General features: G+C 44.7%; 15 protein-coding genes. 1 reads left to right on the forward strand and 14 read right to left on the reverse strand.

Annotated elements, in window-relative coordinates; translation table 11 throughout:
* Positions 1-526: 526 nt before the first annotated feature.
* The 3 genes from IQR33_RS11445 to IQR33_RS11455 form a co-directional block, all read right to left on the reverse strand.
* Entirely contained in the window at positions 527-1,081 is a 555-nt protein-coding gene (locus IQR33_RS11445) for an excalibur calcium-binding domain-containing protein (protein WP_157626655.1), read from the reverse strand.
* A gap of 37 nt (positions 1,082-1,118) precedes the next feature.
* Positions 1,119-1,829: a phospholipase D family protein gene (locus tag IQR33_RS11450; RefSeq protein WP_048626774.1), complete on the reverse strand. Its 711-nt coding sequence runs from the start codon at positions 1,827-1,829 to the stop codon at positions 1,119-1,121.
* 127 nt (positions 1,830-1,956) lie between these two features.
* Positions 1,957-2,235 (reverse strand): hypothetical protein, encoded by a 279-nt coding sequence (locus tag IQR33_RS11455; protein ID WP_048626775.1) that lies wholly within the window; start codon positions 2,233-2,235, stop codon positions 1,957-1,959.
* A 609-nt stretch (positions 2,236-2,844) separates the two neighbouring features.
* Here IQR33_RS11455 and IQR33_RS11460 point away from each other — a divergent pair.
* Positions 2,845-4,176 carry a Fic family protein gene (locus IQR33_RS11460; protein WP_193838016.1) on the forward strand — a complete coding sequence of 444 codons (1,332 nt, stop codon included), beginning with the start codon at positions 2,845-2,847 and terminating at the stop codon, positions 4,174-4,176.
* Positions 4,177-4,241: 65 nt separating this feature from the next.
* Here the strand turns inward: IQR33_RS11460 and IQR33_RS11465 are convergent, their stop codons facing one another.
* The 11 genes from IQR33_RS11465 to IQR33_RS11515 form a co-directional block, all read right to left on the reverse strand.
* Positions 4,242-4,739: a baseplate protein gene (locus IQR33_RS11465; protein WP_193838015.1), complete on the reverse strand. Its 498-nt coding sequence runs from the start codon at positions 4,737-4,739 to the stop codon at positions 4,242-4,244.
* Positions 4,740-4,752: 13 nt separating this feature from the next.
* A complete protein-coding gene (locus tag IQR33_RS11470; RefSeq protein WP_017635635.1) occupies positions 4,753-5,361 on the reverse strand; it encodes a hypothetical protein in 609 nt (202 codons plus the stop codon).
* Positions 5,362-5,370: 9 nt separating this feature from the next.
* Entirely contained in the window at positions 5,371-6,039 is a 669-nt protein-coding gene (locus IQR33_RS11475; RefSeq protein WP_171343314.1) for a hypothetical protein, read from the reverse strand.
* A gap of 22 nt (positions 6,040-6,061) precedes the next feature.
* Complete coding sequence (locus tag IQR33_RS11480; protein ID WP_193838014.1) at positions 6,062-7,636, reverse strand: hypothetical protein; 1,575 nt, start codon at positions 7,634-7,636, stop codon at positions 6,062-6,064.
* The gene (locus tag IQR33_RS11485) at positions 7,629-8,060 is read right to left on the reverse strand and encodes a DNA-directed RNA polymerase subunit alpha C-terminal domain-containing protein (RefSeq protein WP_054579144.1); all 432 of its coding nucleotides are present in this window, start codon (positions 8,058-8,060) and stop codon (positions 7,629-7,631) included. Before IQR33_RS11485 ends, IQR33_RS11480 begins: the two co-directional genes overlap by 8 nt.
* A gap of 46 nt (positions 8,061-8,106) precedes the next feature.
* Entirely contained in the window at positions 8,107-9,756 is a 1,650-nt protein-coding gene (locus IQR33_RS11490; RefSeq protein ID WP_054579145.1) for a hypothetical protein, read from the reverse strand.
* Between the two features lie 282 nt (positions 9,757-10,038).
* Positions 10,039-10,389 carry a hypothetical protein gene (locus tag IQR33_RS11495; protein WP_017635640.1) on the reverse strand — a complete coding sequence of 117 codons (351 nt, stop codon included), beginning with the start codon at positions 10,387-10,389 and terminating at the stop codon, positions 10,039-10,041.
* Positions 10,389-10,940: an N-acetylmuramoyl-L-alanine amidase gene (locus IQR33_RS11500; RefSeq protein ID WP_170890815.1), complete on the reverse strand. Its 552-nt coding sequence runs from the start codon at positions 10,938-10,940 to the stop codon at positions 10,389-10,391. The genes IQR33_RS11495 and IQR33_RS11500 overlap by 1 nt, the downstream gene beginning before the upstream one ends.
* 232 nt (positions 10,941-11,172) lie before the next feature.
* A complete protein-coding gene (locus tag IQR33_RS32855; protein ID WP_193838012.1) occupies positions 11,173-11,469 on the reverse strand; it encodes a hypothetical protein in 297 nt (98 codons plus the stop codon).
* Positions 11,470-11,564: 95 nt separating this feature from the next.
* Positions 11,565-12,320 (reverse strand): hypothetical protein, encoded by a 756-nt coding sequence (locus IQR33_RS11510; protein ID WP_193838011.1) that lies wholly within the window; start codon positions 12,318-12,320, stop codon positions 11,565-11,567.
* Positions 12,321-12,329: 9 nt separating this feature from the next.
* Complete coding sequence (locus IQR33_RS11515) at positions 12,330-12,614, reverse strand: PAAR domain-containing protein (protein ID WP_042522745.1); 285 nt, start codon at positions 12,612-12,614, stop codon at positions 12,330-12,332.

Below are 12,614 nucleotides of genomic sequence, written 5' to 3' on the forward strand. Positions count from 1 at the left end.
TCAAGAGTTCTTCCCATACCATAGATATCAGAACGTGCTGCAACATCTTCCTGAGAAAGACCTGCTTCAGTTCTAGAACCAATGAGGAATTCTATAAGCTGTTTGTTGATGTTTTCGTTGCTCATACTCTGTACCTGCTAATCAGCAAAGCGTTATTGCTTGCAGATTTTAAGACGTTTTTGTCTAGAACAAGGTTAATATAGAGCCCCAAATAAGAACTGTCAATGAATTAGACTAATTTGTCTATGTAAAGTGCGCGTTATCAGTAAGGCATTAAAATTTAGTGACTTATAACTCTGATTACCTTTTCTTAGATGATAAAAAGCTCATTAATTGGGTAGGTAGTCCTTGTCATAGAGCAATCTGAATAGCCACTGACTTGATAGACACCTTTTAGTTAGACAAGATAACTAATAGAGAGGTGCTTATGAGCAGCAAGAGATATTGCTATCGCACATCAGATTCTCAAGTATGCGAGAGTATTAAAGAAAATCATATAAAAAAGGCTCCAAATGGAGCCTTGTAATCAACGACAGCGTGTATAACCACTGACATAAGTACCATTTTTTCTTCGATACCCACGAACATAATGACAGTTAGTACCTTTTACTTTTCTGCTACTGGTATTTGTCGAATAATATGAGCTCCAAAGGTTTGACTCACAAGGCTTCCCATCTGAGTCTCCATCTAGGTAAGTATGGCCTGAATGAAATAATGACTGTGCCATCGCTTTTGTTAATTGCTCACATTTATATCTTACTTTGTATGAACCTTTGTCTAGGTAATCAACACTAGCTGCACGATCATCATACATATATGTTTTATTACCAATAGGACTATAACCATCAACATCGATAAACTTACAATCTTTGCCACCGATTGAAGAGCATTTATCAATGGCTGTTGTAATGGCTGTTTCGACATTGGGATTCGATGAGGAATATGCGATAACGCCATTAGAGCCAACAGCTATGGACTTATGGCCAGGTAGATCCTTATATTCACTGAAGTTAGTGGAAGTGCAACCTATCAAGCTAAGGGCGGCAGCTAAACTTAACATAGCTCTTATTTTAATCTTCATGTTTGCTGTACTCACTTTAAAATATTGAACCAAATAGTTACGATACTTCCAAGGACTCTGGCCAGACAAAATATGGACCGAAACGTTTACTGTATTTAAACTCACCACCTGAGGATTTACCTTCATCGGTTAATGAGTGCTTTCCGTCATCTAACGTTAAGTATCCTTTATTAACACACAAGCTGAGAAACTCATCTGTTTTAAGTTTGTGCTTTTTAGCTAACTTAGAGGAGCTGAGTTTAATTAGTTCATTATCTGTAACAGGCTTTTCAGTAGGTTCCGTATCTAACTTAGCAGCTTGAACTTTCTCTAACGAGATTCTAACTTCATCACTAATACGAATAATACGTTGAGCTTCCTCGTAGGAATCTTTGTAGACATTGGGGTCTTCGTCACGGTCAATGAAGATACCCATTTCATTATTGTTTACTTGGCTAAACTCATAGAGGTTTAAACTTGTAATGATACAAGCACTTTCATTCATGTAGCACTTTGCATGGAGGTTTTTGCAAAAACTGGTACGCACAAAGGAGAGACCTTTTAGCCAGTTAATCTCATCAGGTTGTAGTTCGCTTTTGCCATAGACAATTCGAATGTCTATCTTTAATCGGTCTTTGTCTTCCAAAAGCTCTCGAATACGATCATTAAGCTTAAGAAAAGGGCTGATGAGGATTAGCCTTTCAGAAGCGTTCTTTATCAGTTCTTCGAGGTAGTAGTTTGTCGCACTTGTATTTAAAAACTTAGCCATTTCATATCCTTGACATATAAAACCTAGCGCACATAGGCTACGACTAAGAAAATACTGAATCAAGTAGCAAAGATAAAAAAGCGCGTGGTCAAATGCCGCGCGTTGCGAATCACTCTTGAACAGTTAGTTAGGCGATCTTTTCAAACCCTGTTGTTCGTAAGTTGTCCCAGTAGTTTTGGTGTATTGAAATACTTACTTGTCGTAGTTGTTCAATGTCAACTCCCTCAGCTAACTTGATGATCACACTATTATTTTCAACGACAGCACTTTCAACAATATCTAGCTGATTAAAATCATCAGCGAAAGCAGTTACATACATTTGGTAATCTTCTGGTTCCGGCATAAACGGGCACTGTGCGTTTACATCAGCTTCAGTAATTTGTCTCAAACCTAATCTATATTTCATTATTACTCCTTAATTACCTAAAGGTCATCTAACGCTTGTTATACGACTATTAGTCTCCTGTTATGCGCACATTGTGCAGTTTCCTTGCAATATGCTCAACAGATGGCTTCATAGTTTCAATAAGGTAAATTAATTGCATAAGTGTTTTGTTATTTATTATAGCCTAATCAAGATTTAATCGAACCGTTGAAGCATGGTGGAATTTACCCCCGTAATACCCCCGTAATACAACACGGGGATTTATAAACGAACACCACTAGAAGAATGGATAAATTTTTGTAGGGGAAAAAGCCAATGAAAAGGATGTGAATGAGTAAAAGGTCTACCAATAATAATGGAGCACTTATTAGTGTTACGAAGTGAATTTTAGAGTGACTTCCTGAAAAGCCAACGATTCGAAAGGTTTTGAACTTTACTGTCTACCGACAGTTGTTGATCACTGGCATAAAATATTGATCGATTGGGATGGAAGTTAAGGGGGCAACTGTATTATTGAAAGTATTCAGCAAAGCATTACACCCCTTGTAACTCCTAGATAGATAATCGATTGACTCCCACTTCCTGTGTGCAATACTAGATGTATTAAACATTTTCAAAAAGTTTCACGGCATGAGAAAAAAGATTGCGGGGGTTAGCCTCCCACCAGAAAAACCTACTGATTTCATGAAAGTAGTAGAACTAATCGGTCAGCTAGACCCAATTGAGTACGGGTTTGATAGCAGCGGTAATTACTTGCATTGGAATGACTTTCAGTACCGTTCAAAAGAGTTTAAACGCGACCAAAAGGGCTACGCTTGGCATGCCCTAAAAATCAGACGTGGCCTTAACGACATTTCGCTTGTTGATGAAAAGGGCAATCCGTTCCAGCTTAGTGCCGCCAGTCTCGACGCTAAGCTATTCCGCATCGATAAACAGCTCAAACTAGAAGATTTGCCGCTATCTGCTCAAGATAAAAAGGCACACCTAGTGAAAAGCGTGATCATGGAAGAAGCCATTAGCAGCGCTCAATTGGAAGGAGCGGCCACAACGCGCAAAGTGGCCAAGGAAATGCTTGAAACGGAACGTGAGCCTAAAGATGACTCCGAACGGATGATTATCAATAACTGGCGTTTGATTATGATGGCCGATGATCTTAAGGATGTAGAGCTCACACCAGAATTGATTAGCGGATTTAATGAAATAGCCACCGATGGCGTGTTAGAGAATGAGCACGTTGCTGGCCAATATAGAACGGATGCGGTCATGGTTAGAGACGTGGCCACTGGCGATATTGTTCACGAAGCACCCGAACATGAGCACGTTTTGAAGCTCATTGAGCAACTATGTGACTTCGCCAATACCGACCATACCACCAACACCAATTTTATTAACCCAATCGTTAAGGCTTGTATTCTGCACTTCATGATTGGCTACATTCACCCATTCATGGACGGCAACGGGAGAACGGCTAGGGCGCTTTTCTACTGGTTCATCCTTAAGCATGGTTATGAGAACTTTAAGTACGTCTCGATCTCTGCGCCACTTAAACTCGCGTCAACCAAGTACGTTAGAAGCTACGTTTACACCGAAACGGACGACAACGACTTAACGCACTTTGTGGACTACCAGTTAACGGTCATCATTAAGGCGATTGAGCGCTTTAACGAGTACATTAAATCTAAGATTGAAGATACGAGAGAGGTGCGCGATCTACTCGATGAATCCAATCTTAAGGATGTGTTGAAACTGCCGCACATTGTGATTCTGGCCAAGGGATTAGAAACAGCCGGACGTGTCTTTTCAGTTAAGGAAATTCAGTCTGATTTTGACGTGTCTCATACCTCTGCGCGCAAGTATCTTGAGAAGCTGGTGGAGCTGAAATTATTGTTCAAATCAAAGGATGGCAACGAGAATACCTACATCGCACCAGCCGACTTGAAAGAGAGACTAACTAAAGCTTAAGAGCATCAAAAAAGCCGCCAAACTGGCGGCCTTTTTTTAGGGAATAGAATAGGACTGGTTGGCGATTAGAAATCTACCCAGTTGTATTGCAGTGTGATAGCTGGCTTAACAAGTGCTGCTGAATCTTCTGTCGATAGGTCGATCACGTCTGAACGTACTTTTACGTGCTCCAAACGGAATCGATGCGAGGTTGCCCCCTTACCCTTAGTTGATTCAGGCGTAGACTCGATAACGACAGTGATCATTTTCTTTTCACGAACGATCTCACGTAGCATTTCTAGCACGGTACCTGTGATCGTTTCTACGCACGTCACCGCGATTTCGCCTTTGTTCTCAAGGGCACCATTTTGGATGTAGCCCAAGCCCATTTGGCCAAAATCTTCTACATCTGCACGGCCCATTGCTGGAAACTGAGTAGAACGCACCAAAACGCTAAGATTAGGGTATTCTTCGATTTTCATCTCGAACTCTGTACCCATCATCTTTTCGCCAGCTTGGATGTTCTTAGTGAATCTCTGTTTTAAGAAATTCATATCGCCTTTTGCGTTAAATGCTCCGGCCATAATTACACCTATTCTATTGGAAGTGGTTTGGAATCTGTGACTGATTAATCATTTGCTTAGGAGCGGCGGTAATAGTTACCGTGTTGTAAGCGAAATTCCCGTCTCGCGTCTTAGGTGCGTTAATGTCATAACTCACCTCGCTAATACGCATGGGTAGATTGAGCGCTTTGCCAATCTTGAATCGCGCATCACTTGGAACACGGCCACCAAGGCCATCGGAACTGACTGGAACAGTATTTTGCAGCTCGGGACTTATCATCTGAGCCAGGTATTTAATGGGATCATTAACCTCTGATTTGGCATTGGTGAACGCGACAAATTTCAGCGTTGCTGTGATTTCTGGCGGTTCGTTTCCTTGCCAAACTTGCTGACTGTTCCATAGTGTTTTACTCGTCTTATCCGACACGGTTTGCGCGACTGAGGACGTTTTATCTAGGGCATTGATGTTACCCACGGAATCGCCCTCAAACGGCGCTTCCCATATCGCTCTAAAGGCAAGCTGACACTCATCAGTCATGTAACCAATGACAGTAACCTCTTGACCGCCTATGACTTGTGTAATGGCGCATTTATTGTGGATAGACACGCCATCATCATTAGGTACGCCGACAATTACAGCCATTGCTTACCCTTACTTGTCCATGCCGCGAGAATCGCGCATGCGGTTAGCCTTTTTGCGAGCTGCTTTAGCCGATGAGCTGTGAGCTTTCGCGCGCGCTTTCTTAAGTGCTGCTTTTTGTGCTGCACTCATACGGCGCTTACGGCGATTCGTTTTGATGTAAGTTACCTTGCCATCACGGATCACTTTCTTAAGGGCTTCAAGCATCATGGATTCACGAACGGCGAACTCTGCAATCGCTTCGTCTGAGTCCACGTTGCCTAGGCCATGCTCTAGGGATTCAAAGATGCGATCTGCTGCTTCTGGATCTTCCAGTGCTTCTTGCATGTCGCCCTCTTTTGGCTGGCCAACTTGAGCAATAAACTCACTAGCCGCTTCCTGTAGCGATTCGTATAGCGCTGCTTGGCCATCTGTTAGCTCGGTATCGTCATCGCCACCAGCCATGCCAAATAGCATTGCGTCTAGGTTGTCGATTGAGCTGTCACCACCGTTAACCCACTGAACACAAGCCGCTGCTGCGTCTTGGCGAGCCATGATGGTTGATGCGCGGTTGATTGACTCAAGAAGTTGATCTTCTGTTACAGACTCAAAAAATGCAGTTTCAGTTTGTTCCTGCTCGGCCACTTGTGGCATCACAAATGGCCGAGCAAGAACAGAACCCTCAGAAAACATTGATTTCATTCTATTCTTGCTCTTTTTTTGATTAACGGATTAGTACAGGTTCACCAAGGATTCGACGCGCAGAGCCAGTTGGACAGAACGACCAAGTGACTTTCCAGTAGTCGATTTCGACTTGCTTGATTTCCAGTGTCCAAGCGCTTTCGCCGTCTTGATCTGGATTACGAGGTGTCACTAGCGCACCAACGGCTTCATAGCCCTCTAGGATGCTTGCCATACCGTCAGTTAGACCCTCAAGCGTTGCACCGTCAGGTTGGTGTTTTAGGCGATTACCTAGTGCGTAGAAGTCGCGTGAGATAGCGTCAGCAATAGACACGACTTGCTCAAAACGTAGGTAGTTTTCAGCCGCAGATGACGTTAGAGAGTCATCAATGAACAGGTTGCCGTTTTCGTCTGTGCCTAGTTTGTTTAGACGTGCCTTGTACATTTCTTGGTAGTTAGGCTCGCCAGCACCTTGGATTGGTTTTAGGCCAGTACGCTGAATAACAGTACGTTCAACACCTGCTGGCGTGTAGTGCCAACCGCCGACCGGAGAGGTCTTAGCAACGCCAAGCGCTTTAGCTGCAAAGCCGATACCCGAGCCGCCCCATACCGCCATGTTGCCGTAGAAACGACACTTAGCTTGGTAAGGGATATGCACGAATGAAGCGCGATGGTTGTTGAAGTTCAGACCTTTTTTGAACTCCAATGCCGCTTCGTGCGTTAGGCGAGGATCAACATCGAAGTAGCCAGAAATGCGTTTGTCTTTACAGATTTGCGCAAGGTCAGTGATTACCGCAGTGTCGTAGCAGCCCAAACCACAAACGTAGTTAAAGCTGTAAACGGTAGTGCGTAGTGCTTTCACTGCTTTCTGGTAATCGTCAGCCGTAATGTCGCTAATATTGCCGTTGGTCGCGCCAGTGAATTTGGTTTTCGCAATTGCAGTAACTTCGCGTTTCGCTACTTCTGCATCGATGCGACAAGTTAGGTACTGCGAACGTTCTTCAAGAACAGTCTCGATAAACGCAGCGCCACCCATTTGATCTACTGCTGTAGGATCTAGGGATACAACCCATTCTTCTAGCACTACAGAGCCACCAGCCGCCTGTTCTTCCTTTAGTGTAAGAGTGAACATGCCAGTGCCATAAGTCGCTTCGTCTGCTTTCGCAAGCGTGATAGAGCGGTTATCGGATTGAGCACCGTCTTTGATAGCGATCGCTAAAAATTCGCCATCTTCTAGCGATAGGTCAGCCGAGTAGTTGATCGCTTCGTTAGTGATAACTACATCGTCTGCTGGTTTAGTTAGCTTGATAGCTGGGTAAGTTGCCGTTTTTGGTACGACACGAACCACAAGGCCATTACCGCCGCGCAATGCTTCATCAAGAACGCGCATGCCGTCAGCTAATTTGCCAAGGCTTGAGTGGTAAGGCTTACCTAGTTTGTCTAGGAAGTTAGCCGCCGTTACCGGAATAACTTCGAACGGCTTACCTTTTTGAGACACAATCACACCGCCAAACACGAGCTGGTTAGAGCCAGTGCCTTGCTTAGTTGTCGAGTCAGCGTTAATTGGCGAAACCGCAACTTGTGAGACGTTATCCATTGAAAATTCAATCTTACTCATTCTCTGTCTCTTTCAGCGTTAGATCCTGTGCTGCAAGCTGGTCTACAATTTCTTGCAAACCCGCTTGAGCAATACCTTTCACCGCAATCACGTTGTCTTTCGTCATTTCGGTTAGTTGCTCAACCGTTGCTACACCGTGGTTAGTCAATGCTTTTTCAACGCTCGCGCTTAGCTCAAGTGCTGATAGCGCTGTGCCTTTGTTGCTGGTGGCTGTGTCTGGTTGTCTTTGAGCTTCTGGTAAAACCGTTGGCTCAAGGCGAACCGAAACAAGGCCGTTTGGGTAGGCCGCTTCCACTTCGTGTTTGAAGCGGTTCACGTTGAAAACTGAGAGAGGGAAATCTTTAGCCAGTGGTGGCATGAGGCGACCCTGTACCGTGATTTCCTTTGGTGTGTGGTTGGTGATTAAAACGAGCGTTTCTTTCATCGAATCCCCCAAGAGCGGCAGCCCGTAAGACTGCCGCTTACTTGCCTTATGCCGCTTCTGCTACAGGAGCTTCGTCGATAAGTTTCACGCGGTAGAAGTAGTCTTCTCCGTCGAATGGATGGATTTCGCCGTAGGCCAGTTCGTATAGGGTGTTAGACGCTACTAGACCTTTACCGATTGGATGCGTGTACATGGTTGCTGCGATTGCATCACCTGCTACGTAGCCCGCTTCTGAGTGAGAAGAACCGCGACCGTAACAAAGCATGTCGTTCGTACCGATCACTACCGGACACTCGAATACTTTCCACATGCCGAACAACTTACCTGCGTAGTGGATAGCGTTTTTCTGTTGGTAATTAGCCGGAGCTACGAAATATGGAGCACCAAGAGACTTAAGGATTGTTGACGCGCCAGTACCAGCAAAGATACCTGTCATGCCAGTTGTGCGAGTCGCTTGTAGGATCTTCGTAGAAACGTTTAGAAGAACTTCGTTTAGACGTTCACGATGTAGACGCCAATCTTCACCAGCCGCTACGTAGATATTGAATGTTTCTTCGCGCGTACAAGCAAAGTCCATATCTACTAGGTGGCGAGTCGCTTTTTCCGATGCCAATGTGTTGCGCATGTGGCTCATCTGTAGAGATTTCAGATCTTGGCCAAACTCGCGTTGCATTGTGAACATCGCTTGAATAGTCGCGTCTGCTGCGATTGCGTTTTGACGTGGGCGCAGTATACGAGAGTCCATATCATGGTCGATCGTTGGGATAAGGTCAGGGCGTCTTTCAATGTCTACTTCGAACTCGATGTGCAGAACCGTTCCTGCTGGTAGGGCTGATGTTGGAGTGACGGTAACTTTGCCTTTTGCATGGTCTATCTGACAGTTAATAACCATACCATTGTGAGTACCTGTCATTATTTGACTACCGTTGCTGTCTAGGTCGCGAGCCACACGTTTATGGTTAATAAATAGGGAAACAGATGTCTTCGTGAATGGGATTTCAAACTTGGTGTGTTGTAGGTCAGTCTTAGAGTCAAAGACGTGAGTTGTCTTAGTGCCGTCTGGTTGCTGTTCAGAGACAAACTTGTAGCGCTGACGCATAGACGAGTATTGGCCAACCGTTGCTTGGTCGATTTCAGTACCCGCTGCGAAGTCACCGAAGTTTGAACCAGTGCGGCGGTACACTTTGAAGATCTCAACTTCGTTAGCACCCGCAGGGATCATCGTTACAGCGTCAAGTGTTGCTGTCTCAAGAAGAACTGGAAGCACTAGGCCAACCATCTTCGCACGGATTTCAACACCCTCAGATGTTGATAGAGATTGACCGATCGACTCAAGCATCATTGCGCCTGTTGAGCCATCACGCTTAGCACCCTCTAGCATCATCATGTTACGCATAGTTGCGTGAGCTGATGCCATTAGCTCATCGCTAGGTAGGTGGCCGTAAGTATTTTCGTATTCACGCACCGCAGACTGCATGCCTGATACGATGCTAACCGCTGTTTCTTGAGACACTGACTCGAACATAGGCTCATTCGCAATGGCTGACAAAATAGCCGCGCCACGAGAATTGTCGTCAGTTAGAAATATGCCTGTTTGTGAATCGAATTGGGATTCGACACACAGATTGTGCATTGCTTGAGCGCCTAAATGAATCGCCTCAATGCGTTTGTTGAAGTTAGAACGTTTATCTGCCATGTAAATAAACCTTAGCTATTAATTGAGTGTGTTCGGAATGATTTAGCCACAGGAAAGCGGTAAAAATTCGCTCAACTTCGGATAGTAATTAAGATTTATTGCGAAAAAAACAGGGGTAAAAGTTCGTTTAACTTATTGTTATATAATGAATTTGTTTCTTTTTGTGCGCTTTTGTGGGAATGGTAACGACAGGGGGGGTCTATGTCGTTGATCGTGTGTTTTTGTTGAGAGAAAAGGGGATAGGAAAGGGCATCTAAAAAAAATTTAAAAAATTTTCAGTTGTTATAGGGTTCCTGCCAAAAAGCCGAACACGTTGCTTAGTAGCTCTTGTGTGTCAGTCTCTAAGCTTGGAAGCTCAACCCCATAGAAAACGGCCAAAAAGTCACGAACAATGAGTTGATAAACGACCACCAGCGCGATGCTCCACATCATAGCGGCGCGTCCAGTACGTACCAATGTGTTAGAGCTGGCCGCTTCAAGCTCTGCCAGTTTGTAGGCAAACTCTTTGCGTTCTTCGTCACTGGTAAACACACGATCACCAAACTCGGTCAGTTCGTGGATAATGCCACCTACTTTCTCGCTGGTGGCGCTCTTAAATAGACTACTTGTAAACACTTTTGCTAGTCCCATCATTAGTTGCTCTCTTTAATGTGTTCTGCGAACGCTTCTGCCAGTGCTACGGCTAGCTTTTCGCGCAGTTCCAATCCCTTTTGTAACGACTCGTCGTTAGACAAAAAGAACGGCTCCAAAATCACGGCTGGCATTTTGGTTTTCATCAAGAAACGCCAACCGCGAGTATCAGTACCAGTGTTCGAGATAGGCTTAAGGCCACGATCACGCTGTCCGATAAGTCCAGCCACCGCTTTTTGTAGGCGCTGAGCAAGTGCTTGACTCTTGTCCGACTTATGCCAATGCAATGTCTCTGAGCCTTGAACTGACTTATTGGCCACGCTGTTACAATGTAACTCGATGGCATAGTCAGCGCCCGATTCGTTCACATCACCGATCATCCGTGAGTAGGTGTCTCGATACATGATCACTGGAAGAATGTCTCGCTTATGTAGCTCGGCGGCCAATAAGCTGGCTAGGGGATGATTATAGCCATACTCATTCATTCCGAATGTTTCATTGTAAGCGCCGCCATCTTTACAACTATGGCCAACAACAATACAGACTTTTTTCATTTTATAAATTTCCAAACTTAGCTTAACTAATATGCACTTATGTATTGACTATATTCGGAATAGGAAATATATTTGCTTTACCAGATCGGCATCCCAATCGACTGGTGTCAACTAACGTTGAAACTTCATTTTTAACCTTTGTAATAGCTTCTTGCGCCGCGAACACTTACCTCGCGGCTTTTTTTGCCTGCAATTCAGAAAAAAACCAGCGTGAACGCTGGCTTTGCTTGGATTATGGTCGGTTTTGAACGGGGTCTATCTTGTTTGATTTGAAGTAATCAAGAACAGGATTAACTCGATAGGGTTCTACGTGGAAGCTGGCCATCACCTGATCTTTACGCATCAAGTAAAACTGATTTCCGCTGTATCGTACCGCATCAAATATCACGTTCATTCGGCATCCATCGTACATGTACTCGCCATCGACGCTAAGGCTTTTGCGTACCACAAAGGATAGGCGCGCCTTGGTCGCTTTAAGCTCGTTACGGACTTTAACTAAGTTAATCGTCAGTACGAAAAGAAGCGACAATAATCCGTATAACTCGTATGCGTTAAGGTTAATTGAATAGCTAATATTGTTAAATATTTAGTACGAATAGGAAATTTACAAAATACCAAAACATTTTACAGGGTAAATACCTCTGCTGTCGCATCTTTGATGCTCGTTTTTTTCGTCTGGTTGCTACAAATGGTAAATGAAATCGCCTTAGTGAAGTAGCCTAACGCTAAGGTGCGTTCCTCTTTCGACGCAATGATCATTGCGTCAATCACCGTGCTTGAGCTGGTCACGCCACCAGCAAGGGGAGCCATGATCTCGTTTAGCGCATTCGCTTGGCTTTCTAGTTCCGGCGGCAAGTCTGGTGGCGGTAAGGTTGCACCGTTATCTGACTCACTGCCGCTTGTTGGTGGCGTTAATGCAGTATTGATTTGCGCCATAAGAGATACGGTTGCATCCACATGGCCGGAAAGACCATTGATCACTGCCTCAAGCGCTTTCAGTTCTTCCTTGCCGGTAATTGGCAAGATACTCGGAGCGGGTACGTTGTCCTCTGTACCATCAACCTTGTGTTTGATGTTCACACCAATGGACACTTGTTCGAGGTCGGTTGGATCGGTGATCAACACTAGGTGCTCATTCCATTGCGTTAACGTGGCCACCGTTGCGCTCACTGAGCCATTTAAGCCCTTAAGCGTTGCGACTAGCTTTGATGCGCCTTGGTAGTCCTCAATATCCTCGCTCATGCAGCCTGATAGCTTCTCTGACAAACTTTCACACTTCACCTTAAGGTATTTACCTCGGGTAAGGTTCTCCGCTTCCTTAAGGCCGCCTACGTCTAAAAACTGGCGAAACTGTTCGATTTGCTCTTGTGTGTCTAACATCAAATTGCCTCAATCAATCGTCATCAAGTCGTTACCGTTTACCAGCGTAGCGCCACACCCAAGGGCATCGCCTACCACGGCGACCGGAACGCCATTAACAGTAAGTTTTGAACTACCAGTAATAACGCCTACGTGCGGCGGGTTATCTGGTTTTACGTGCATGACGGATATATCACCCGTACCTAATACATTGATTCCATTCACGGTCAGTAGTGGTTGGCCAGAAACAAAAACACCTGGACTAAAGCCACCATGACCACTATCCACACTCCCTACAATTCCTACGGCTGGCAT

The sequence above is a fragment of the Vibrio sp. OPT46 genome (assembly GCF_015163535.1).
GTDB lineage: Bacteria > Pseudomonadota > Gammaproteobacteria > Enterobacterales > Vibrionaceae > Vibrio > Vibrio alginolyticus.

Bases quoted from the DNA above. Each gene is read 5' to 3' on its own strand.
- IQR33_RS11455 (WP_048626775.1), bottom strand. From the start codon at position 2,235: ATGAAATATAGATTAGGTTTGAGACAAATTACTGAAGCTGATGTAAAC.
- IQR33_RS11470 (WP_017635635.1), bottom strand. From the start codon at position 5,361: ATGGCTGTAATTGTCGGCGTACCTAATGATGATGGCGTGTCTATCCAC.
- IQR33_RS11460 (WP_193838016.1), top strand. From the start codon at position 2,845: ATGAGAAAAAAGATTGCGGGGGTTAGCCTCCCACCAGAAAAACCTACT.
- IQR33_RS11480 (WP_193838014.1), bottom strand. From the start codon at position 7,636: ATGAGTAAGATTGAATTTTCAATGGATAACGTCTCACAAGTTGCGGTT.
- IQR33_RS11490 (WP_054579145.1), bottom strand. From the start codon at position 9,756: ATGGCAGATAAACGTTCTAACTTCAACAAACGCATTGAGGCGATTCAT.
- IQR33_RS11465 (WP_193838015.1), bottom strand. From the start codon at position 4,739: ATGGCCGGAGCATTTAACGCAAAAGGCGATATGAATTTCTTAAAACAG.
- IQR33_RS11515 (WP_042522745.1), bottom strand. From the start codon at position 12,614: ATGCCAGCCGTAGGAATTGTAGGGAGTGTGGATAGTGGTCATGGTGGC.
- IQR33_RS11475 (WP_171343314.1), bottom strand. From the start codon at position 6,039: ATGAAATCAATGTTTTCTGAGGGTTCTGTTCTTGCTCGGCCATTTGTG.
- IQR33_RS11485 (WP_054579144.1), bottom strand. From the start codon at position 8,060: ATGAAAGAAACGCTCGTTTTAATCACCAACCACACACCAAAGGAAATC.
- IQR33_RS11500 (WP_170890815.1), bottom strand. From the start codon at position 10,940: ATGAAAAAAGTCTGTATTGTTGTTGGCCATAGTTGTAAAGATGGCGGC.
- IQR33_RS11445 (WP_157626655.1), bottom strand. From the start codon at position 1,081: ATGAAGATTAAAATAAGAGCTATGTTAAGTTTAGCTGCCGCCCTTAGC.
- IQR33_RS11510 (WP_193838011.1), bottom strand. From the start codon at position 12,320: ATGTTAGACACACAAGAGCAAATCGAACAGTTTCGCCAGTTTTTAGAC.
- IQR33_RS11495 (WP_017635640.1), bottom strand. From the start codon at position 10,389: ATGATGGGACTAGCAAAAGTGTTTACAAGTAGTCTATTTAAGAGCGCC.
- IQR33_RS11450 (WP_048626774.1), bottom strand. From the start codon at position 1,829: ATGGCTAAGTTTTTAAATACAAGTGCGACAAACTACTACCTCGAAGAA.